19 protein-coding genes and 1 riboswitch are annotated in these 20,694 nt (G+C 69.7%); of the genes, 4 read left to right on the forward strand and 15 right to left on the reverse strand.

From position 1 onward, the window contains the following. Positions 1 to 26 precede the first annotated feature (26 nt). Positions 27 to 1,277, forward strand: a complete 1,251-nt coding sequence (locus D3105_RS15370; RefSeq protein ID WP_118903772.1) for a glycosyltransferase 87 family protein — start codon at positions 27 to 29, stop codon at positions 1,275 to 1,277. Here the strand turns inward: D3105_RS15370 and D3105_RS15375 are convergent. The 5 genes from D3105_RS15375 to D3105_RS15395 all read right to left on the reverse strand — a co-directional run bounded on the left by D3105_RS15375 (position 1,253) and on the right by D3105_RS15395 (position 6,781). Continuing rightward, positions 1,253 to 2,509, reverse strand: coding sequence for a hypothetical protein (locus tag D3105_RS15375; RefSeq protein WP_118903773.1), 1,257 nt, complete (start codon positions 2,507 to 2,509; stop codon positions 1,253 to 1,255). The two genes, D3105_RS15370 and D3105_RS15375, sit on opposite strands and share 25 nt — an antisense overlap. Positions 2,510 to 2,525: 16 nt before the next feature. Then, positions 2,526 to 3,554 (reverse strand): C40 family peptidase, encoded by a 1,029-nt coding sequence (locus D3105_RS15380; RefSeq protein WP_118903774.1) that lies wholly within the window; start codon positions 3,552 to 3,554, stop codon positions 2,526 to 2,528. 264 nt (positions 3,555 to 3,818) lie between these two features. Next, positions 3,819 to 4,844 (reverse strand): C40 family peptidase, encoded by a 1,026-nt coding sequence (locus tag D3105_RS15385; RefSeq protein WP_109174841.1) that lies wholly within the window; start codon positions 4,842 to 4,844, stop codon positions 3,819 to 3,821. 293 nt (positions 4,845 to 5,137) lie between these two features. Next, a complete protein-coding gene (locus D3105_RS15390) occupies positions 5,138 to 6,499 on the reverse strand; it encodes an NYN domain-containing protein (protein WP_118903775.1) in 1,362 nt (453 codons plus the stop codon). Between the two features lie 39 nt (positions 6,500 to 6,538). Beyond that, on the reverse strand, positions 6,539 to 6,781 hold the full coding sequence (locus D3105_RS15395; protein ID WP_003969643.1) for a hypothetical protein: 243 nt from the start codon (positions 6,779 to 6,781) through the stop codon (positions 6,539 to 6,541). Between the two features lie 194 nt (positions 6,782 to 6,975). Between D3105_RS15395 and D3105_RS15400 the strand changes: the two genes are divergently transcribed. Together D3105_RS15400 and D3105_RS15405 are read left to right on the forward strand one after the other, a co-directional pair. Beyond that, entirely contained in the window at positions 6,976 to 7,731 is a 756-nt protein-coding gene (locus D3105_RS15400) for a rhomboid family intramembrane serine protease (RefSeq protein ID WP_118903776.1), read from the forward strand. Next, on the forward strand, positions 7,728 to 8,009 hold the full coding sequence (locus D3105_RS15405) for an Lrp/AsnC family transcriptional regulator (RefSeq protein ID WP_003969641.1): 282 nt from the start codon (positions 7,728 to 7,730) through the stop codon (positions 8,007 to 8,009). Before D3105_RS15400 ends, D3105_RS15405 begins: the two co-directional genes overlap by 4 nt. A 64-nt stretch (positions 8,010 to 8,073) precedes the next feature. On the opposite strand, the gene D3105_RS15410 is transcribed toward D3105_RS15405, so the two are convergent. The 6 genes from D3105_RS15410 to D3105_RS15435 form a co-directional block, all read right to left on the reverse strand. After that, positions 8,074 to 9,492, reverse strand: a complete 1,419-nt coding sequence (locus D3105_RS15410; RefSeq protein ID WP_118903777.1) for an aminotransferase class V-fold PLP-dependent enzyme — start codon at positions 9,490 to 9,492, stop codon at positions 8,074 to 8,076. A 206-nt stretch (positions 9,493 to 9,698) separates the two neighbouring features. Next, positions 9,699 to 9,816: riboswitch (SAM riboswitch) on the reverse strand. A gap of 106 nt (positions 9,817 to 9,922) precedes the next feature. Beyond that, positions 9,923 to 10,987: an anthranilate phosphoribosyltransferase gene (gene trpD, locus D3105_RS15415; RefSeq protein ID WP_118903778.1), complete on the reverse strand. Its 1,065-nt coding sequence runs from the start codon at positions 10,985 to 10,987 to the stop codon at positions 9,923 to 9,925. A gap of 123 nt (positions 10,988 to 11,110) precedes the next feature. Further along, on the reverse strand, positions 11,111 to 12,760 hold the full coding sequence (locus tag D3105_RS15420) for a cytochrome b (RefSeq protein ID WP_032780256.1): 1,650 nt from the start codon (positions 12,758 to 12,760) through the stop codon (positions 11,111 to 11,113). Further along, positions 12,757 to 13,809, reverse strand: a complete 1,053-nt coding sequence (locus tag D3105_RS15425; RefSeq protein WP_075266834.1) for a ubiquinol-cytochrome c reductase iron-sulfur subunit — start codon at positions 13,807 to 13,809, stop codon at positions 12,757 to 12,759. Before D3105_RS15425 ends, D3105_RS15420 begins: the two co-directional genes overlap by 4 nt. Next, a complete protein-coding gene (locus tag D3105_RS15430; RefSeq protein ID WP_032784632.1) occupies positions 13,806 to 14,615 on the reverse strand; it encodes a c-type cytochrome in 810 nt (269 codons plus the stop codon). Before D3105_RS15430 ends, D3105_RS15425 begins: the two co-directional genes overlap by 4 nt. Before the next feature lie 56 nt (positions 14,616 to 14,671). After that, positions 14,672 to 15,292 (reverse strand): cytochrome c oxidase subunit 3, encoded by a 621-nt coding sequence (locus D3105_RS15435; RefSeq protein ID WP_003969635.1) that lies wholly within the window; start codon positions 15,290 to 15,292, stop codon positions 14,672 to 14,674. Between the two features lie 199 nt (positions 15,293 to 15,491). On the opposite strand from D3105_RS15435, the gene D3105_RS15440 reads away from it, so the two are divergent. After that, entirely contained in the window at positions 15,492 to 15,893 is a 402-nt protein-coding gene (locus D3105_RS15440; protein WP_010057808.1) for a response regulator transcription factor, read from the forward strand. Positions 15,894 to 15,973: 80 nt separating this feature from the next. Here D3105_RS15440 and D3105_RS15445 read toward each other — a convergent pair whose 3' ends face one another. From D3105_RS15445 to coxB, 4 genes are all read right to left on the reverse strand, one after another. Further along, complete coding sequence (locus tag D3105_RS15445; RefSeq protein ID WP_118903795.1) at positions 15,974 to 17,227, reverse strand: L,D-transpeptidase; 1,254 nt, start codon at positions 17,225 to 17,227, stop codon at positions 15,974 to 15,976. A gap of 141 nt (positions 17,228 to 17,368) precedes the next feature. Continuing rightward, a complete protein-coding gene (locus D3105_RS15450; protein WP_010057805.1) occupies positions 17,369 to 17,767 on the reverse strand; it encodes a cytochrome c oxidase subunit 4 in 399 nt (132 codons plus the stop codon). Then, positions 17,764 to 19,500 carry a cytochrome c oxidase subunit I gene (ctaD, locus tag D3105_RS15455; RefSeq protein ID WP_118903779.1) on the reverse strand — a complete coding sequence of 579 codons (1,737 nt, stop codon included), beginning with the start codon at positions 19,498 to 19,500 and terminating at the stop codon, positions 17,764 to 17,766. Before ctaD ends, D3105_RS15450 begins: the two co-directional genes overlap by 4 nt. Further along, a complete protein-coding gene (gene coxB, locus D3105_RS15460; RefSeq protein WP_006123921.1) occupies positions 19,497 to 20,465 on the reverse strand; it encodes a cytochrome c oxidase subunit II in 969 nt (322 codons plus the stop codon). Before coxB ends, ctaD begins: the two co-directional genes overlap by 4 nt. Positions 20,466 to 20,694: the final 229 nt, after the last annotated feature.

Below are 20,694 nucleotides of genomic sequence, written 5' to 3' on the forward strand. Positions count from 1 at the left end.
GGGAACGAGCGACGACGAGGGCGGCGATGACGACGGGACGAGCACCCACCGGCACCGGACCGTGGCCGTACGCGGTGTGGGCGCTGACCCGGGTCTGGCTGCTGGCCTGCGTGTTCAAGGTGGTCACCGTGGCCGGCCCGGACGTCACGGTGGACGTCTCGGTGATCTACCGGGGCTGGTACGAGGTCCTGCTGACCGGCACGTATCCGCTGGACGACGTCACCTGGCAGTACCCGCCCGGGGCGGCCCTGGCCGTCCTCTCCCCCGCCCTGCTGCCGTTCTGGGAGTACGCGACCGCGTTCTTCGTGCTGGTGCTGGTCTGCGACGCGCTGGTGCTGGGGCTGCTGCTGTACGCGGGGCGGCGGCCGGGCACAAGGGCGGCGGGCGCCTGGGTGTGGGTCGTGGGGGTGCCGCTGCTGGGCCCCACGGTCTACGCCCGCTACGACCTGATGGTGACGGCGGTCGCGGTGGCGGCGCTGCTGGCGGGCGTGCGCAGACCCCGGGCGTTGGGGGCGCTGGCCGCGTTCGGGGCGCTGCTGAAGGGGTGGCCGGCGCTGCTGCTGGTGGGGGTGCGCAAGGGGCGTCCGACCCGGGCGGCCTGGACCTCGGCGGCGCTGAGCGCGGCCGGGCTCGCGGCGGCGTTCGCACTGTGGATGCCCGGGGCGTTCGCGTTCCTGGCCTTCCAGCGGGACCGGGGCACCGAGATCGAGTCGCTGGGGGCGCTGGTCTTCCACCTCGCGCGGCAGTTCGGCTGGGCGGGGCGGGTCGAGCTGCGGTACGGCTCGATGGAGTTCGTCGGGCCGCACGTGGAGCTGATGTCGACGCTGGCGCTGGGGCTCGCGGTCCTGGCGCTGGGCTGGCTGCTGCTGTGGCGGCTGCGGGCGCGCCTCTTCACGGTGCGCACCCCGGCCGAGGCGGCGTTCACGGCGGTGCTGCTGTTCACGGTGACCAGCCGGGTGATCAGCCCGCAGTACGTGGTGTGGCTGGTCGGTCTGGCGGCGGTGTGCCTGGTGTTCCGGGGGACGGCGATGACCCTGCCCGCGGTCCTGGTACTGGTGGCCGCCGGGGTGACGCTGCTGGAGTTCCCGATCGGCTTCGGCCATGTGGTGGCCAGCGACGCGCGCGGGGTGACGCTCCTGGTCGTACGGAACGGGCTGCTGGTGGCGGCCTCGCTGATCGCGGCGCGGCGGCTGTGGCGGTCGACGGTGCCGGGGAGGCCGCGGGCGGAGGCCGTCCCGGACGCGGTGGAGGGTCAGCCGAGCCGGGTGGCGAGGTAGTCGCGCCAGTCGGCGGTGAACTGCTCGGGGGTGGTGTCGAGCACCGCCTTCAGGGCCTTCTCCACCGCCCCCTGCCGCCCGTCGTGCGCGCCCACGGCCTCGTAGAAGGCGATCAGCTTCTCCTTGCCCCACCGCTCCGCGATCAGCTCGCAGGCCAGCCAGCCGCCCTCGTACGCCCCCGCGAGCTTCGCCGGGTCGCCGTCGAAGCCGAAGTCCGGGTCGGCGGGGAGTTCGGCGGGGGTCCGGCCGCTGCGGACGGCCTCGGCCAGTTCGGGGGCGACGGTGTCGGCGGCGCGGTCCTCGCCCCGGTAGGCGGTCCAGTCGGCGAAGCCCTCGGAGAGCCAGACCGGGGTGGCGGTGGAGGTGCTGGACCGGGTGGCGACATGGGTCGTCTCATGGGTCAGGACGATCCGCTGCCCGAAGCTGCCGAGGGTGGCGTACGCCTGCGGGTTGACGATCACCCGGTCGGCGATGGCTGGGCGTTCGCCGGTGCCGCCGACCTCGCCGGTGGTGACGGCGGCGATGCCCCGGTAGCTGGCCTCCGGCGAGCCGAGCAGCCCTGCCATGGACTCGACGGAGTCCGGGACGAGGACGACCACCCGGCGGTTCCAGGGGCGCGGCCAGGCGTCCGAGACGGCCGGTACGGCGAGGTCCACGGTGTCGGCGATCTGCCGCAGCTCCTCCTCGCCCCGTCCGACGCCCAGGACGATGCTGTGGGCGCCCTGGACGACCTCCACGTCCCCCTGCTGCCACAGCTGCCCGGAGGCGCCCTCGGCGGGCCGATCGGCGGTGATGTACCAGCGGTCGCCGACGCGCATCAGCTCCAGGACGCGGCGGGTGGCGACCGGGGCGGTGTCGTAGCCGTCGATCCGGTAGCGCAGCTCCACCTCGGCGGTGGCCCACCGCCCGTCCTGCTCGGTGATGTCCTTGACGTCGTACGTCCACGACTTCAGCGGTACGTCGGCGAGCCGGTCCAGTTCGGTGCGCTGGGCGGCCCGCAGCTTCGCGGCGTCCGGGGCGAGGCCGTCGAGGTAGCCCGCCGGGTCGTGGGCGAGGACGGCCGCCGCGCGGCGCTCCAGGGTGGCGTCGAGGGCGCCGGTGGTGAGGAAGGTGTCCGGGTCGGCGGAGGCCGTGCAGGCGGACGCGGTCAGGAGCGTGGCGAGCAGCAGGCCCGCCGCACGCCGCCGTCCCCGGGGGCCTCCCCCGCGCGCGTCACGTCCTCGTACGGCCACCCTGCCGATCGTACGGTCAGATCCGGGTGACCGAGGAGACGGGCATCATGCCGACCGGATCGTAGCGGACCGCGGCGCCGGGGTAGGGGGCGTGGATGACCTGGCCGTTGCCGACGTACATGCCGATGTGGCTGGCGTCCGCCCGGTAGGTGACCAGGTCACCGGGCCGGGCCTGGGAGAGGGGCACCATGCGGCCCGCGTGGCGCTGGGCCTGGGAGGTGCGGGGCAGGCTCACCCCGGCCTGGGCGTAGGCCCACTGCATCAGGCCGGAACAGTCGAATCCGGAGGGCCCGTTGGCACCCCAGACGTAGGGTCTCCCGAGCGCCTGGTGGACGGCGGCCACGGCGGACATCGCGCGGGCCGAGCCGGGGGCGGCGCCGGCGAGGTCGGGCAGTCCCTCGCGGCCGGAGCGGGTGGCCCGGTCGAAGGAGGCGCGTTCCTCGGGCGGCAGCGAGTCCAGCAGCCGGCGGGCCTCGCGGAGCTTGGCCTCGACGGCGCGTTTGTGGCGGGTGACGGCGGCCCGGTTGCGCTCCAGGTCGATCAGGGCACGGGTGGTCTCGGCGCGGGTCTGGGCGAGCCCCCGCTGGGCGTGCCGCAGCTTGTCCAGGGTCATCGCCTGGCGGGCGCCGGCCCGGTCGAGGGCGGCGGCCTGCTCCAGGTAGGTGTCCGGGTCGGCGGAGAGCAGCAGGGCGACCGACGGGTCGATGGTGCCGGTGCGGTACTGGGCACCCGCCATCGCGCCGAGCGCGTTGCGCATCTCGTTGACGCGTTCCTGGCCCCGGGCCGTGGCGTCCTGGGCGCGGTCCGCCTCGCCGCGCAGCCGCTTCACGTGCTCCCCGGCCGCGTTGAAGCGTTCGGTGGCCTGCTCGGCCTCCTCGTAGAGGCGGTCGACGGCGGCCTTGGCGCTCTCCCGGGTCTCCTTCGGGTCGGCGCTCGCCGGGGCCCCGGTCAGAGTGGCGGCCGCGGTGGCGGCGGCCGCCGAGACGACCGTGACCCGGACGCCTCTGGTGAAGCCGGACTGTGTGCAACGGCGATGGGACACCACTGGTAGCCGCACTCCCTTCCGCTGACGCGGTGGTGCACAGCCCCTGCCGCCCGGGCGGGCGGACGGAGTCCGGGAGCTGCGCAGCAGCCAGACAGTAATCGGACGACTACGCACCGGCCAAAGACCGCGCCGCGGTCGGAAGAGGGGCCCGAAAGCCGCCGCCCCGCCGGTGACCTTGGTCTCCGGCGGGGCGGGGGCGTCAGCGTGGTGCGCGGCGATTCCCTCGTTCGGGCGTGCCGTGGCGTGCCGCCCGGCGCGGTCCGGTCAGACGCGGACGCCGAACTGGAAGGTGCCCATGTAGTCCATCGACTCGTAGCGGACTACGGTGCCCGGCTTCGGGGCGTGCAGGATCTGGTTGTTGCCGGCGTAGAAGCCGACGTGCGACAGGCCGTTGAAGAAGACCAGGTCGCCCGGCTTGAGCTGGCTGCGTCCGATCCGCTGGCCGTCGTGCTGCTGGGTGTACGTGGTCCGGGTGATGGAGACGCCGGCCTGGGCGAAGGCCCACTGCGTCAGTCCGGAGCAGTCGTAGGAGTTGGGGCCGGAGCCGCCGGAGACGTACGGCTTGCCGATCTGCGTGGCGGCGGCGGCCAGGGCGGCGGCGCCGCGGTTGGACGCGGGGGCCTCGTTGCCGAGTTCGACCCGGTCGCTGGCGGCACGGCTGGCGCGCTGCTCGTCCTGCTGCATCTTGGCCCGCTCGGCCTGCGTCAGCGTGTTGAGGAGCTGCTGGGCGTCGGCCAGCTTGCCCTGGTACTTCTTCTTGTTCTCGCCGAGCGCCTTGCGGACGTCGGCGAGGTCGCCGAGCTTGTCCTGGGCCTCCTTGCGCTGCTGGGCGAGGGTGCGCTGCTTGGACTGGATCTTCTGCAGCGCTTCCGTCTGCTTGACCGTCAGCTGGTCGAGCGCGGAGGCCTGGTCGAGGAAGCTGTCCGGGTCCGAGGCGAGGAAGAGCGCGACCGACGGGTCGATGCCGCCGGAGCGGTACTGCGCGGTGGCGATCGAACCCAGCTCGGTGCGGAGCGTGTTGAGCTCGGCCTGACCGCGGGCGACCTTGTCCTGGAGCGCGTCGACTTCCTTCTTCAGGTTGTCCTGCTGCTCCTTGGCCCCGTTGTACTTCTCGGTGGCGGCCTCGGCCTCGTGGTAGAGCTTGTCGACCTTCGCCTTGACTTCGCTCTTGCTCGGCTTGGGGTCGGCGTGGGCGGCCTGGGAGGTCAGGGCCACGGCCGCGGCGGCGGTCGCGGTGAGCACGGTCACGCGGGTGCGGCTCGGCTGCTTGGGACGACGGTGGGACGCCACGAAGGCGAGCTCCTTCTTCCTCAGAGCCGCCTACCGGGCTTGTGGGGGACAGGATCCCCGGCTCCGTGCACATGACGGACTCGGCGGTTCCTTCGCCGCCACCCCCAATGGGTGGTCAACCGTGCGAAGGTTCGAGGCCTGACCCTAGTGACCATCTTGTGATCAGTTCAAATCCTCACAGGATTTTTCTCGTCACACCAGGCAACTCTTTACTCTCACCCCACCGCGTGTAGCGGCGACTTGACGGTACGTTCCCAGAAATCCGGCATGTCACACATGCCACCCAAAACCCTTTAGACGCGTGAAAGGCGCTTGAGGAGCAAGACGGACGCGACCGGACGCGCCCCGGCCTTCGCCACACCGTCCGCCACCTCGCGGTCGGTGGAGACGACCACCACGGGCCGCCCGGGCGGTTCCGCGCGGGCGAGTTGGCGGATCACCTCGTCCGCCGTGACGCCGGGCTTGCTGAACAGCACCCGTACGCCGCGCGGCGGGGCGAGCAGGACCGGGGCGGCCAGTTCGGCGCCATCGAAGACGCAGGTCATCTCGGCGCCGGTCTGCGCCGCGAGCACCGAGAGCCCGCCCAGCAGCCGCAACCGCTGCTTCTCCAACGGCATCTGGGGATAGCCGGTCTTGGTGACGTTGTAGCCATCCACGATGAGGTGCGCCTGCGGCAGGGCGAGCAGCTGGTCCAGCAGCGCCGGATCGGTCTCCGAAAGAGCGCGCGCGGCAATGTCCTTGGGCGACATCCGGCCCGGCTCCAGCGCGTCCACGGTGTCGGCGGGATGCGTGGTCGCCGGGGGGAGCGCCAGCTCCCGCCGCAGCCCCGCGGCCGCGTCCAGCACGGTGTCCAGGAGCAGCCGCAGTCGCATGTCCTCCACCGAGCGGCCCTCACGGGCGGCGCGGCGGCTCGCCTCCAGCGCCGCCTCGGCCTCCCCCAGCCGCCCCTTGAGCCGACGCGACTCGCTCTCCACGGCGGAGAGCTGGGCGGCGGACTCGGCCCGTACGGTGTCGGTCTCGGCGGCGCTGCGGCGCAGGGCGGCCTCGCCGCGCTTCACCTCGCTGAGCGCGCTGCGCAGTTTGCGGTGCAGCGACTCGGCCTCCTTGCGGGCCGCCTCCAGCTCGGTGCGCAGCCGCTCGGTCTCGGTACGGGTGTGGGCGCGGGCCCGCTCCAGCTCCTCGCGCAGCTGGTCCAGTTCCCGCCGGGTCTCCTCGTCCGCCCGTTCCGCGTCTGCGCGCTGGACCTCCTCGCCGGCCGATTCGACCAGCTTGACCCAGCCGGCCGGGCGCAGCACGTAGGCGGCCGCGGCCACATCGAGGGGATCGGCGGCGGCGGGCGGCGCGCCCGCCTCCAGCGCACCGGTCAGCTCGGGCTGGGACTGGCCGAGCCGCTCACCGATCCGCTGCCGGAAGACGGCGTCGCTCTCCAGCGCGGCGGCCATCGCGTTCCCCGCGAACTTCGCCCGCCGGGTCGGGGTGAACCGGGCGTACTGCCGCAGCTGGGCGGGGAGTTCGGCGACGGTCAGGGCGCCGAAGGCGTCCGAGACCAGCGCGATCACCCGCCGTCGCACGCCTTCGGGCAGCGGACGGCCGAGCGCCTCTGCACCGCCGTCGGCCTCATCGGCCGGTCCGGCGCCGCTGGTCGGCTGATCCACCGTCCGTCACCCCATAGATATGTCGAAGGGTGCGCTCCCTCAGGAAGCGGCACCCGGCCTGTCCACCAGTTCGATCTGGTCCACCGCGTTGCACCAACGACAGCGGACCGACTCGATGGTCTCACTGACGACCTCCCGCTCCTCGACACTCGACTCACCGGCCAGGTCGAGGTGCACGTACTCCACGACCTTGGAGGAGCGGGTCACGTCGAAGCGCGTGAGGTTGCCGCACAGGGTGCAGCGCCAGCGGGTCGAGTCCGTCGGCAGGGGAACCGTCGTCATCGTTTGCGTCCTCTTTCGTCGTTTCCAGGAGCCCGCGCCGGGCGCGCCGCCGCGACTCCACCTGTCTACGTCAAGGATCTCGCGGTGCGCCGTCGAACTGCGGAAGTCCTGGCGTAACCCTACGGCCTCGCGTATAGGCATCGGCACGGCGAGGCGCTCCATCCCGTTCCCGACCGGTACGTCATGCTCTGTACATGATCGAGTGGCGGCAGGCCGAATGGCGGACCACGGCCGGCAGGATCCGGGACGCGGCGGTGTCGAGCGGCGCCCCGGTCACGTACGGGCTGATCGGTGTCTGCGGGGTGGTCTTCCTGATCAGCCCGCTCTCCGGGTTCGGCGGCGCCGCCCACCGGAGCGAGGAGGCGCTGCTCGCCGCGCAGGCCGCGTACTTCGAGCGGTGGGGGGTGATCCCCGCCGAGCTGTGGGAGGGCTCCGCGCCCGCCCTGGCCACTCCGTTCACGGCGCTGTTCGTGCACGGCAGCTGGCTGCACCTGCTGGGGAACCTGCTGTTCCTTTACGTGTTCGGCGCGATGGCCGAGGAGCGCATGGGGCGGACGCAGTTCGCCCTGTTCTACATGGGCTGCGGCTATGTGGCGCTGGTCTGTTACGCGGCGGCGCACGCGGACTCCGAACAGACGCTGGTCGGGGCGTCGGGGGCGATCTCCGCGGTGCTGGGCGCGTTCCTGTACCTCTTCCCCAAGGCTCGGGTGACCAGCCTGTTCCCGTTCCTCTTCTTCCTGCCGCTGCGGTTTCCCGCCTGGATCGTGCTGATCTTCTGGTTCGGGCTCCAGTGGGCGGCGGCACAGGGCGCGGACGCCGGGCCGGGGGTGGCGTATCTGGCGCATGTGGCCGGGTTCGCGGCGGGGTTCCTCTACGCCTGGGTGCGGTATGGGCGGAGAGCTAGAGTGAAGGTTCCAGCCACGGCCACCGAGGGAGACAGCCAGCCGTGATCACCGCGATCGTGCTCATCAAGACCAGTGTGGACCGGATTCCGGAGATCGCCGAGGCCATCGCCGCGCTGGACAGCGTCAGCGAGGTCTTCTCCGTCACCGGCACCTACGACCTGATCGCCATGGTCCGGGTCGCCCGGCACGACGACCTCGCCGATGTCATCCCCGGCCGGATCAGCAAGATCCCGGGCGTCGAGGGCACGGACACCCACGTGGCGTTCCGTACGTACTCCCAGCACGACCTGGAAGCGGCGTTCGCCATCGGCCTCGACGCGTAACTCCGGCACGCTTCGGCCGGGGACGGGCAGCACGCCCGCCCCCGGCCGAAGTGGTTCTCAGGCCTCAGACCTGCGCGGCCTCGCCGCGGTCCGGGACGCAGCGGCCGTCCTCGGTGCGGTACTTCCACCGGGCGCCCTCGCGGACCAGCTCGGTCACCGCGCGCAGGAAGCGGTCGATGTGCTCGTCGGGCGTACCGGCCCCGAAGCTCACCCGGATCGCGTTGAGCGAGCGAAGCGAGGAGGGGGTCCCCCCGGCCGAAGGCTGGGGGAGCTCGCCCGGCTCGGCCTCGGGGGCGCCGCACTTCCCCGGGTCCTGCGGGTCGCTGCCGAGGAGGGTGCGCACGAGCGGGTGGGCGCAGAAGAGGCCGTCGCGGACGCCGATGCCGTACTCGGCGGAGAGCGCGGCGGCGAAGTGCGAGCTGTTCCAGCCGCGCACCACGAACGAGATGACGCCGACCCGGGGCGCGTCGTCGCCGAACAGCGAGAGCACCTGCACCTCGGGCACCTCGGCGAGCCCTTCGCGGACCCGGGACACCAACTCCTGCTCCCGGGCGACGAGGTTGTCGAAGCCCGCCTCGGTGAGGGCCCTGCAGGCGGAGGCGATGGAGTGGACACCGATGACGTTGGGCGAACCGGCCTCGTGGCGGGCGGCCGTGGTGTGCCAGTCGACGTCCACTCCGCCGTCGGCGCGCCGGGCGACTTTGCGGGACGCGCCGCCGCCGGCGAGGTACGGCTCGGCGGCCCGGAGCCAGTCGGCGCGGCCGGCCAGGACCCCGGAGCCGAAGGGCGCGTACAGCTTGTGGCCGGAGAACGCGACCCAGTCGACGTCCAGTTCGGCGATGTCGACGGGGTGGTGCGGGGCGAGCTGGGCGGCGTCCAGGACGATGCGGGCGCCGTGCGCGTGGGCGGCGGCGGCCAGTTCCCGCACCGGCCACAGCTCACCGGTCACGTTGGAGGCGCCGGTGACGCAGACGAGGGCCGGGCCGTAGGGGTCGCGGTCGGCGAGCGCGCGCTCCAGCGTCTCGACGGCCTGGCCCGGGGTGCGGGGGGCGTTGAGGTAGGTGACCTGGGCGTTCCGCCAGGGCAGCAAAGACGCGTGGTGCTCGGTCTCGTACACGAAGACCTGGCAGTCGGCGGGGATCGCGGCGGCCAGCAGGTTGAGGGAGTCGGTCGTGGAGCGGGTGAAGACCACCTGGTCCTCGGCGCGGCAGCCGAGGAACTCGGCGACCGTGCGACGGCTGTTCTCGAAAAGGTCGGTGGAGAGCTGCGAGAGGTAGCCGGCGCCGCGGTGGACGCTGCCGTAGTACGGGGCGTACGCGGCGACGTCGTCCCAGACCCGCTGGAGGGCCGGGGCGCTGGCGGCGTAGTCGAGCGCGGCGTAGGTGACTTCACCGCCGGTGACGAGCGGAACGGTGACGTCCTGGCCCAGAACGGGCAGCGGGGCACAAACCGACGGGTCGATGGCAGCGGTGGAGACAGACATGGCGAACTCCCGTAACAGGCAGGCGAGATCAACGCGCCTGCGGATACGCGGCGGCGCGGAGAAGGAAGGAAAAAAGTGCGCTGAAGAAGGGCGGTCAGCTCAGGGGCGTGGAAATGCCCTGGGACAGGCCCTAACGCATTCGCTTGCTCACAAGAGGCTCCCTAGGGACCAGGACCCCGGGGGCTGGCATCCGCTGGATGCCGAGGGGCCCGCGCTTGCCGCAGACCTCGCTGCCTACGGCCTGGTCTTCACCCGGGGCACCCCGCCACGGACGGAGGGTTGCCGGACAGCGGGCCGGGGCCGTAGTCGCTGTCACTCATGACCTGCGCAGCATCTTGCCATACGTGTCCGCACGCGCAAGGGCGCAGTCCGGCATCCGGACTGCGCCCTGGGTCACACCGTGTGCGCCGGAGGTGTGTCTCCGGCGCGCTCAAGCGTTGCTGGCCGCCACCCAGCGCTCCAGGGCCCGCTTGGCCGCCCCGGAGTCGATGGACTCGGCCGCCACCGCGATCTTCGCCGCGAGCTGCTCGGTCAGCGTGCCGGGGCCGGGGTCCAGGGCGACCAGGGCCGCCGCCGAGTTGAGCAGCACCGCTTCCCGTACCGCGCCCCCCTCGCCGTCCAGCAGGCGGCGGGCCACATCGGCGTTGTACGAGGCGTCGGCGCCGCGCAGCGCCTCGACCGGGACGATGGGCAACCCGACGTCGCGCGGGTCGAACGCCTCCTCGCGGACCGCGCCGTCGCGCACCACCCAGACCCGGGAGGTGGCGGTGGTGGTCAGCTCGTCGAGCCCGTCGTCACCGCGGAAGACGAGGGCGGAGTTGCCGCGGTCGGCGAGCACGCCCGCGACGATGGGCGCCATCCGGGCGTCGGCGACCCCGACGGCCTGGGAGCGCACCTGGGCCGGGTTGGTGAGGGGGCCCAGGATGTTGAACGTGGTCTGCGCGCCGAGCTCCTTGCGGGCCTTGGCGGCGTACCGCAGGGCGGGGTGGAACTTCACGGCGAAGCAGAAGGTGATGCCCGCCTGCTCGGCGACCTCGACCACCCGGCGCGGGGTCAGCTCAAGGTTGACGCCGAGCTTCTCCAGGACGTCGGAGGAGCCGCTCGCGGAGGACGCGGCCCGGTTGCCGTGCTTGACGACCTTGGCACCGGTGCCGGCGATGACGATCGCGGACATGGTGGAGATGTTGACGGTCTTGGCGAGGTCGCCGCCGGTGCCGACGATGTCGACGGTGCGGCCGGGCACCTCGATGGTGTTGGCGTGCGCGTACATCGCGCGGACCAGGCCGGTGACCTCGTCGACGGTCTCGCCCTTGGCCCGCAGCGCCACGGCGAACCCGGCGATCTGCGCGTCGGTGGCCTCGCCGCTCATGATGCGGTCCATGGCCCAGGCGGTCTCCTCGGCGCTGAGGTTCTCGCCGCGCAGCAGGGGGTTCAGGAGGCCGGGCCAGGAACGGTCCGCCACGCCGTCGCCGCCGCTCGGGGTCACCACGTTCATGGTCCGCTCCAGGGTCCACAGCCGGTCAGAAGAGTCGGTTCCACCCTATCCAGCCCCGGGGACCGCGAAGAGCCCCGTCCATCGAATGGACGGGGCTCTCGCGGTGGCGATCAGGTCAGGTGATCAGTGGTGGCCGTGGCCCTCGCTGATCTCCTTGTACTCCTCGGCGGTCGCCTTGGGGATCTGGTTCCCGTCGGCGAAGTACCCCTTGCTGAGCTTGGCGCGCAGCTTCTGCACCGGGGAGATCTTGCGCTTGACGCCGTTCTCGTCGACCGCGGGGCCGAGTTCGAGCGGCTTGTACTGCTCGTGCGCCGTGAGCGTGTGCAGCTGCTCCTGGCTGAGCGGCTCGTGGATCTCCACGAACTCACCGTGCGGCAGGCGCTTGATGATGCCGGTCTCGCGACCGTGCAGCACCTTCTCCTTGTCGCGGCGCTGGAGGCCGAGGCAGATCCGCTTGGTGACGATGAACGCGATGACCGGTCCGGCGAAGAAGAAGATCCGGACGAACCAGGTGATCGAGTTGATCGACAGGTGGAAGTGCGTGGCCCACAGGTCGTTTCCACCGCCGACGAGGCCGACGAAGTACGCCGTGATCCAGGCGACGCCGAACGCGGTCCGGGTCGGGGCGTTGCGCGGACGGTCCAGGATGTGGTGCTCGCGCTTGTCGCCGGTGATCCAGGACTCGATGAACGGGTAGAGCGCGATGACACCGAGCACCAGGCCGAAGGCGACCAGCGGGATGAACACGCCCAGGACGAGCGTGTGGCCCCACAGGTTGATCTCCCAGCCCGGCATCACACGGACCAGACCCTCGGCGAAGCCCATGTACCAGTCCGGCTGGGCGCCGGTGGACACCTGGTCCACCCGGTAGGGGCCGAGGGCCCAGATCGGGTTGATCGTGGCGATGGCCGAGATGATCGCGATGACGCCGAAGACGAGGAAGAAGAATCCTCCGGCCTTCGCCATGTACACGGGCAGCAGCGGCATGCCGACGACGTTCTTGTTGGTCCGGCCGGGACCCGCGAACTGCGTGTGCTTGTGGTAGAAGACCAGGATCAGGTGGGCCACCAGCAGGCCGAGCATGATGCCCGGCAGCAGCAGGATGTGGATCGAGTAGAACCGGGCCACGAAGTCGTGACCGGGGAACTCGCCGCCGAACAGGAACATCGAGATGTACGTACCGACGATCGGCACGGACAGGATCGCGCCCTGGGTGAAGCGGACACCCGTACCGGAGAGCAGGTCGTCCGGGAGGGAGTAGCCGGTGAACCCGGTGAACATGCCGAGCACGAACAGCAGGAAGCCGAAGAGCCAGTTGATCTCGCGCGGCTTGCGGAAGGCGCCCGTGAAGAAGACGCGCATCATGTGCACGAACATGCCGGCCAGGAAGATCAGCGCGGCCCAGTGGTGGATCTGCCGGACCAGCAGACCGCCGCGGACCTCGAAGCTGATCTTCAGGGTCGAGGCGTAGGCCTCGGACATCCGGATGCCCTGCATGGGCTCGTACGGACCGTGGTAGACGATCTCGCCCATGCTCGGCTGGAAGAACAGCGTCAGATACACACCCGTGAGGATGATGATGATGAAGCTGTAGAGGCAGACCTCACCGAGCATGAAGGACCAGTGGTCCGGGAAGATCTTGCGCATGTTGGCCTTGGCGAGGCCGTAGATGCCCAGCCGGCCGTCCGCCCAGTCGGCAACCCGCTCGCCGGCCGGAGCCTTGCGCCCGCTCGCCGGTTCGGCGGCGGAGGGGTTCTTTGTCGCAGTACTCATCCGCGCTCCCAGAAGGCAGCACCGACGGGCTCGTCGAAGTCGCCGAGCGCCTCGAGGTTGCCCTCGCTGTTGACACCGATCCGCAGCTGCGGAAGCGGGTGGCCGGCCGGACCGAAGATGACGCGAGCGCCGTCGGAGAGGTCGAAGGTGGACTGGTGGCACGGGCAGAGCACGTGATGCGTCTGCTGCTCGTACAGGCTGATCGGGCAGCCGACGTGGGTGCAGATCTTGGAGAACGCGACGATGCCCTCGTGGGCCCAGTCACGCTGGCGCTTGTCCTTGATGTCGTCCGGCTCGATGCGGACGATCATCAGGGCGGCCTTGCCCATCTGCGTCTGGAAGTCGTGCGACTCCGGGTCGAGCCCCTCGGGCATGGCGAAGGCCAGCGACCCGACGGTGATGTGCTCGGGGCGCAGCGGCTTCATCGTGTTCATGTTGATGAGCTGCTTGCCCTCCGCCCAGAGGGTGTTGCGGAGCTTCTTCTCCGGCAGCGGACCGAGGTCGCGCAGCAGGACCACACCGGAGAGCGGCACCAGGGCCAGCGCACCGAACATGGTGTTGCGGATCAGCTTGCGACGGCCGATCGCGGACTCCTCGGCGCCGGCCGCGAAGTCGGCCATCACCTGGGCCTTGACCTCGGGCGTCGCCTCGATCGGGTGACGCTCGGCGGCGACCTCGACGTCGGACATCAGGGTGCGCGCCCAGTGGACGGCGCCCGCTCCGATGAAGAAGAGCGCCGCGCCCAGGGTCAGCCCCAGGGAGAAGTTGAGCGCGCTCACATGGCCGAACGGCCAGATGTAGACGATCTTGTCCACCGGGAAGATGACGTAGGAGGCGATGAAGCCCACCGTCGCCAGCATCGAGAGGGTGAACATGAGCGCGACGGCCCGCTCGGAGCGGTTCGCGGCGCGTTCGTCCAGGTCCTGGATGCGCGGCTTGTGGGCCGGCAGCCCCGGGTCGGCGAACGGGTCGTCCGTACCCTCGACCGCGCCGTGCGCGGTCTCCTGCACCACGGGCAGGCTGTCTTCTGGAATCTGTTGGCTACTCATGACTTCTTGGCCTTAGCGGTGTGGGCCGCGACCCAAACGGCGACTGCGACGAGCGCGCCGAGTCCGAAGATCCAGGCGAACAGACCTTCGCTGACCGGACCGAGACCGCCGAGGGCCAGACCGCCGGGGCTCTCCGTCTCGTCACCGTTCACGGACTCGATGTACGCGATGATGTCCTTCTTCTCCTGCTCCGGCATCGTCGTGTCGGGGAAGGAGGGCATGCTCTGCGGGCCGGTCTGCATGGCCTCGTAGATGTGCTTCGGGCTCACACCTTCGAGGTCCGGTGCGTACTTGCCCTCCGTCAGGGCTCCGCCCTTACCGGTGAAGTTGTGGCACTGGGCGCAGTTGGTACGGAACAGCTCGCCGCCGTTGGCGACGTCCGCGCCCGCCGGGTCGACCTGCTTGTCGGTCGGGGTGACCGGACCGGCGCCGAGCGACGCGATGTACGCCGCGAGCTGGTCGATCTCAGCCTGGCTGTAGATGACCTTCTTCTTCGGTACCTGGGCGCCCGGCTGCTGCGCGGGCATCCGCCCCGTACCGACCTGGAAGTCGACGGCGGCGGAGCCCACGCCCACGAGGGACGGCCCGTCGGTGGTGCCCTGACCGCCGGTTCCGTGGCAGCTGGCGCAGCCTACGGCGTAGAGCTTCTTGCCCTCTTCGATGGCGAGGGACTGGGCGGTTTCATCGGCCTGCGCCTTGCCCGCAGGCGCAAACGCGGCGTACAGCCCCCCGGTAGCCGCCAGCGCGAGGAGTAGTACGACGACCGCCGCCAGCGGATGGCGTCGTCGTGCGGAGAGCTTTTTCACGGATTACCCCGGTGTCAGGATCTTCTGCGTCGATGGTGGGCGGGTGCGAGCCCGGGTTACTTGATCATGTAGATCGTTGCGAACAGGCCGATCCATACGACATCGACGAAGTGCCAGTAGTAGGACACGACGATGGCGGCGGTGGCCTGATCGTGGGTGAACCTCTTGGCCGCGTACGTTCTGCCGAGGACCAGCAGGAAGGCGATGAGACCGCCTGTCACGTGCAGACCGTGGAAGCCGGTGGTCAGGTAGAACACCGAGCCGTAGGGGTCGGACGAGAGGGAGAGCCCCGCGTCCTTGACCAGCTCGGTGTACTCCAGGACCTGGCCGCCGATGAAGATCGCACCCATCACGAACGTGATGATGAACCAGGTGCGGAGCTTCTTCACATCGCCCCGCTCGGCGGCGAAGACACCGAGCTGGCAGGTGAGTGAGGAGAGCACCAGGATCGTGGTGTTCGTCGCCGAGAACGGGAAGTTCAGATGGTCGGACATCTCCTTCCAGTAATCGGGTCCCATCACCGATCGCAGGGTGAAGTACATCGCGAAGAGGGCCGCGAAGAACATCAGCTCGGAACTCAACCAGATGATGGTTCCGACGCTGGTGAGGTTCGGCCGATTGACCGACGGGTGCGCGTGCCCGGTTTCTACTGTCGTTGCTGTCGCCACGACCGACATTATGTCGGTCGCTTATCCCGCCCTCACCCCGGGGGGTGCCGTTCGGTGTGTCCGTACCGTCCGCAGGGGTCCCGCCCTGCGCCGAACGGCCCATCGCATCGTCGTCATTACCGGTGCTGACGGCCGGTCGGGCGGAGTACGATCCGCGCATCGGTTCATGCCCCGAGAGCCCCGACGACGTCGATGTCACGGAGGAACAATGCAGGCGACCGCCACGGTCCTGGTCTACAGCGACGACGCCAACATCCGCGAGCAGGTGAGGCTGGCAGCCGGTCGCAGGCCTGCCGCGGACGTCCCACCGGTGGAGTTCCTGGAGTGCGCGACGCTCCCGGCCGTCCTGAAGGCGCTGGACGGCGGCGGCGTCGACGTCTGTGTGCTGGACGGGGAGACGGCCCCCGTCGGCGGCATGGGCGTCTGCCGCCAGATCAAGGACGAGATCTTCCACTGCCCGCCGGTCCTCCTGCTGATCGGCCGCCCGCAGGACGCGTGGCTGGCCACCTGGAGCCGTGCGGAGTCCGCCGTGACGCTGCCGGTGGACCCGGTGGAGTTCGCCGACGCCCTGGCGGCGCTGCTGCGGCAGCGGCTCGCCGTGGAGGCCTGAGAGCGGCCCGAGGCGCGGAGAAGCCCCCACGGCCCGCAGGAGGGCGTGGGGGCTTCTCGGCACCTTGCGGGCCCTGACCGTCAGACGTGGGGCCGCAGCCGGGCGGTCTGGAGCGTCTGCGGGCTGTCCGGCGCCCCTTCGTGCAGCGCGCTGCCCTGCTGCCACTTCTCCCAGGAGAGGTTCCAGTCGCCGAACCCGTTGCCGAACGGGTCCATGTCCTCGCCCTCGCTGCCGACGACCTTGACGATGTCGCCCATGCGCACGGTGTCGAAGAACCATTCGGCGTTGCTCGTGCTCATGCCGGTGCAGCCGTGGCTGACGTTGGCGTTGCCCTGGGAGCCGGTGGACCAGGGGGCGGCGTGGACGTACTCGCCGCTCCAGGTCACCCGGGTGGCCCAGTAGACCGGCAGGTCGTACGACTCCGAGGAGCCGGCGGCGATACCGATGGACTCGCCGCGCATACGGACGAACTGCTCCTTGGCGAGCACCACCTTGACCCCGTTGCGGGTGGAGAAGCCGGGCTTGCCGGTGGTGACCGGAATGGTATTGATCACTTCTCCGTTGCGGTACACCGTCAGGGAGTGGTCCGAGGCGTCGGTGATGGCCTCGATCCGGTCGCCGGTGGTGAGCTTGAGGGGCTTGGCCTCGGCTCCGTAGAGCGCGTTGGTCACCTTGATGCCGGCCAGGTTGGAGCGCACCTCGATGGTGGCGTTCGCCGGCCAGTACTCCTTCGGACGGTAGTGCAGCTTCTTGTCGTCGACCCAGTACCAGGAGCCGGTGGTGGCCGGGGTGGAGCGGACCTTCAGGGCGCGCTCGACGGTGGCCCTGGACGCCTTGTCGGTGATCGGAGCGCTGAGTTCCGCCGTGATGGGCTGTCCAACGCCGTAGGTGCCCGCCTCCGGGCCGAAGGCGACCTTCAGCAGCTTCTTGGGCGAGGAGGTGTCGAAGGAGAGCGTACGGACGCCTGGGGCGCCGTCGCCGTTCTCGGTGGAGACCCTGACGGTGTATCCGGTGCCGGCCGCGAGCGGGGCGGTGGAGCGCCAGCGCTTCCCGTCGGCGGAGAGCTCGCCCGCGAGGTGGCGGCCACCGGTGTCCACGGCGCTGACGTCGGTGATGCGCCCGTCGTCACCCTTGACGGTGACTTCCAGGGGCTTGTCGGGGTCGGCCTTCTCCTTGTCGGAGGGGCCGTTGAAGGAGACCTGGTCGCCCGCGTCGTAAGGCTTCGTCGAGAGCGGGTGGCCGTCGGGCGAGCCACAGGCGGTCGCACCCGCGGCGAGGGTCACGACCAGGAGGGTGCAGCTCACTACGGTGCGGATGCGTGGCGTGTGGTTCATGCGCTCCACGCTAGGAAGGTTCCTCCGTTGCAGCGCGTTCAGTGACTGCAAACGGGCGAAAGGCCCGCGTCGCTTGCGGCGGCGCGGGCCTTTCGTGGTGTAGCGCGTGTCACCGGCGGTGCGGTGGCACGGAGTGCGGTGTCACTGGGTGCGGTTCTCGCCCCGGTAGTACTCGAAGACCCAGCCGAAGAGGCCGATCAGGAGCAGGGGGGCGGAGAAGTAGAGCAGCCACCAGCCGAAGACGACGCCCATGAAGGCGAAGGCTCCGCCGACCGCCAGGGAGAGCGGCTGCCAGCTGTGCGGGGAGAAGAACCCCAGCTCGCCCGCCTCGTCGGCGACATCGGCTTCCTTGTTGTCCTGGGCCATCGCGTCGACCCGGTTGGCCGTGAAGGCCAGGTAGAAGCCGATCATGATGGCCAGGCCGAAGGCCAGGAAGAGGGCCGTGGTGCCGACCGGCTCCTTCGACCACACGCCGTACACGACGGCCATGCCGAGGATGAAGACGCTCAGCCAGATGAACATCTGTCCCTGGATCTTCACTTGCCTGCCTCCTTGCCGCCGGCCAGAGCCTTGTCCGACTCGGAGTCATGGCCGAGCTGCTCCAGCGCGGTGATCTCCGGGTGGTGCAGGTCGAACGCCGGGGATTCGGAACGGATCCGCGGCAGCGTGAGGAAGTTGTGCCGCGGCGGCGGGCAGGAGGTCGCCCACTCCAGCGAACGGCCGTAACCCCACGGGTCGTCGACCTCGATCTTCTTGCCGTACTTCGCGGTCTTCCAGACGTTGTAGAAGAACGGGAGCATCGACAGGCCCAGCAGGAACGAGGAGATCGTCGAGATCGTGTTCAGCGCGGTGAAGCCGTCGGCGTCGAGGTAGTCCGCGTAACGACGCGGCATGCCCTCGGCACCGAGCCAGTGCTGCACCAGGAACGTGCCGTGGAAGCCCACGAACAGCGTCCAGAACGTGATCTTGCCGAGCCGCTCGTCCAGCATCTTCCCGGTGAACTTCGGCCACCAGAAGTGGAATCCGGAGAACATCGCGAAGACCACGGTGCCGAAGATGACGTAGTGGAAGTGCGCGACGACGAAGTACGAGTCGGAGACGTGGAAGTCCATCGGGGGCGAGGCGAGGATGACGCCGGTCAGACCACCGAAGGTGAAGGTGATCAGGAAGCCGACGGCCCAGAGCATCGGTGTCTCGAAGGACAACGACCCCTTCCACATCGTGCCGATCCAGTTGAAGAACTTCACACCGGTTGGTACGGCGATGAGGAACGTCATGAAGGAGAAGAACGGCAACAGCACACCGCCGGTGACGTACATGTGGTGCGCCCACACCGTCACGGAAAGGCCGGCGATCGCGATCGTCGCGGCGATCAGACCGATGTAGCCGAACATCGGCTTGCGGCTGAAGACCGGGATGACCTCGGAAATGATTCCGAAGAATGGCAGCGCGATGATGTACACCTCTGGATGCCCGAAGAACCAGAAGAGGTGTTGCCAGAGCAATGCGCCGCCGTTGGCGGAGTCGAAGATATGCGCACCGAATTTACGGTCCGCCTCCAGCGCGAAGAGCGCGGCGGCGAGGACCGGGAAGGCCAGCAGAACCAGAACACCGGTCAGCAGGACGTTCCAGGTGAAGATCGGCATGCGGAACATCGTCATGCCGGGGGCGCGCATGCAGATGATCGTGGTGATGAAGTTGACCGAGCCGAGGATCGTGCCGAAGCCGGAGAAGGCCAGACCCATGATCCACATATCGGCGCCGATACCCGGCGAACGGACCGCGTCGTTGAGCGGGGCATAGGCGAACCAGCCGAAGTCCGCCGCACCCTGCGGGGTGAGGAACCCGGCCACCGCGATGAGCGAGCCGAAGAGGTACAGCCAGTACGCGAACATGTTCAGCCGCGGGAACGCCACGTCGGGCGCGCCGATCTGCAGCGGCATGATCCAGTTGGCGAATCCGGCGAACAGCGGCGTCGCGAACATCAGCAGCATGATCGTGCCGTGCATCGTGAACGCCTGGTTGAACTGCTCGTTCGACATGATCTGCGTGCCCGGACGGGCCAGCTCGGCGCGCATGAAGAGCGCCATGAGTCCGCCGATGCAGAAGAACACGAACGAGGTGACCAGGTAGAGCGTACCGATCGTCTTGTGGTCGGTGGTGGTCAGCCACTTCACGACGATGTTTCCCGGCTGCTTGCGCCGCACGGGCAGTTCGTCCTCGTACGAGTCGTCTGCCGGAGCGGCACCCTGAGGTTCGTTGAGGATGCTCACAGTTGGTTCTTCTCCGCATTCCTGGCCGGGTCCGTCTGCGCGATCCCCGCCGGCACGTAGCCCGTCTGGCCCTTCTCAGCCAGCTCCTTGAGGTGCTGCTGGTAACGCTCCGGGGAGACGACCTTGACGTTGAAGAGCATCCGGGAGTGGTCGACGCCGCAGAGCTCGGCGCACTTGCCCATGAAGGTGCCCTCGCGGTTGGGGGTCACCTCGAACACGTTGGTGTGGCCCGGGATGACGTCCTGCTTCATGAGGAACGGCACCACCCAGAAGGAGTGGATGACGTCACGCGAGGTGAGGACGAAGCGGACCTTCTCCCCCTTCGGCAGCCACAGGGTCGGGCCCGGGTTGCCGTTCTGCGGGTTGCGGGTCCCGGGGATGCCCACGTCGTAGACGCCGCCGGCGCCCTCGGGGAAGTCCTTCTGGAACTTGTCGGGGATGGCGTTGAGCTCCTTGGGGACCTCGGGGCCCGCTGCGGGCTGGCCATCCACCTTCTCGATGTAGTTGAAGCCCCAGCTCCACTGGAAGCCGACCACGTTGATGGTGTGGGCCGGCTTGTCGGAGAGTTCGAGGAGCTTCGACTCATCACGCGCGGTGAAGTAGAAGAGCACCGAGACGATGATGAGGGGAACCACTGTGTACAACGCCTCGATGGGCATGTTGTACCTGGTCTGCGGAGGTACCTCCACCTTGGTCCGGCTACGCCGGTGGAAGAAGACGCTCCAGAGGATCAGCCCCCAGACAAGGACACCCGTGACGAGCGCTGCCGCCCACGAGCCTTGCCAGAGGGAGAGGATCCGAGGGGCCTCTTCCGTTACCGGGGTGGGCATACCGAGGCGGGGAAAATCCTCCCAGTTGTATGAACAACCGGAGGCCGTCGCCAGGACCAGGCCCGCAGTCAGCACCTGCGGCAGCTTCCGCCGCATCGGGCGCCGCGACGAGCGGTCGGAGCCGTTGGGACTCACGTAGCGCCTTCCCGAGAGTCTCGCCCGCACGGTCGGCGCGCCCGTATGTCTCTGGTCGGTCGCCGGCCCTGACGCGGGCAGGGGTTTGGATGTTTATGCGGACCAAACCCTACTGGACGCTATTTGGGGTCGCGCGGGGAGGGTGCCCAACGCGCCGCCCGACACCCCCTTGGGGTGGAATGCGGGCCTCCGGACCTCATCTGACGCCCACTCGCCCGTCCGTCAGGAG

It is taken from the genome of Streptomyces globisporus, assembly GCF_003501885.1.
Classification (GTDB): domain Bacteria; phylum Actinomycetota; class Actinomycetes; order Streptomycetales; family Streptomycetaceae; genus Streptomyces; species Streptomyces globisporus_D.

Excerpts from the sequence above, each read along its gene's own strand:
- D3105_RS15395 (WP_003969643.1), bottom strand. The coding sequence starts at position 6,781 with ATGACGACGGTTCCCCTGCCGACGGACTCGACCCGCTGGCGCTGCACC.
- D3105_RS15435 (WP_003969635.1), bottom strand. The coding sequence starts at position 15,292 with ATGTCGGTCGTGGCGACAGCAACGACAGTAGAAACCGGGCACGCGCAC.
- D3105_RS15410 (WP_118903777.1), bottom strand. The coding sequence starts at position 9,492 with ATGTCTGTCTCCACCGCTGCCATCGACCCGTCGGTTTGTGCCCCGCTG.
- D3105_RS15425 (WP_075266834.1), bottom strand. The coding sequence starts at position 13,809 with ATGAGTAGCCAACAGATTCCAGAAGACAGCCTGCCCGTGGTGCAGGAG.
- D3105_RS15420 (WP_032780256.1), bottom strand. The coding sequence starts at position 12,760 with ATGAGTACTGCGACAAAGAACCCCTCCGCCGCCGAACCGGCGAGCGGG.
- D3105_RS15445 (WP_118903795.1), bottom strand. The coding sequence starts at position 17,227 with ATGAACCACACGCCACGCATCCGCACCGTAGTGAGCTGCACCCTCCTG.
- trpD (WP_118903778.1), bottom strand. The coding sequence starts at position 10,987 with ATGAACGTGGTGACCCCGAGCGGCGGCGACGGCGTGGCGGACCGTTCC.
- D3105_RS15370 (WP_118903772.1), top strand. The coding sequence starts at position 27 with ATGACGACGGGACGAGCACCCACCGGCACCGGACCGTGGCCGTACGCG.
- D3105_RS15400 (WP_118903776.1), top strand. The coding sequence starts at position 6,976 with ATGATCGAGTGGCGGCAGGCCGAATGGCGGACCACGGCCGGCAGGATC.
- D3105_RS15440 (WP_010057808.1), top strand. The coding sequence starts at position 15,492 with ATGCAGGCGACCGCCACGGTCCTGGTCTACAGCGACGACGCCAACATC.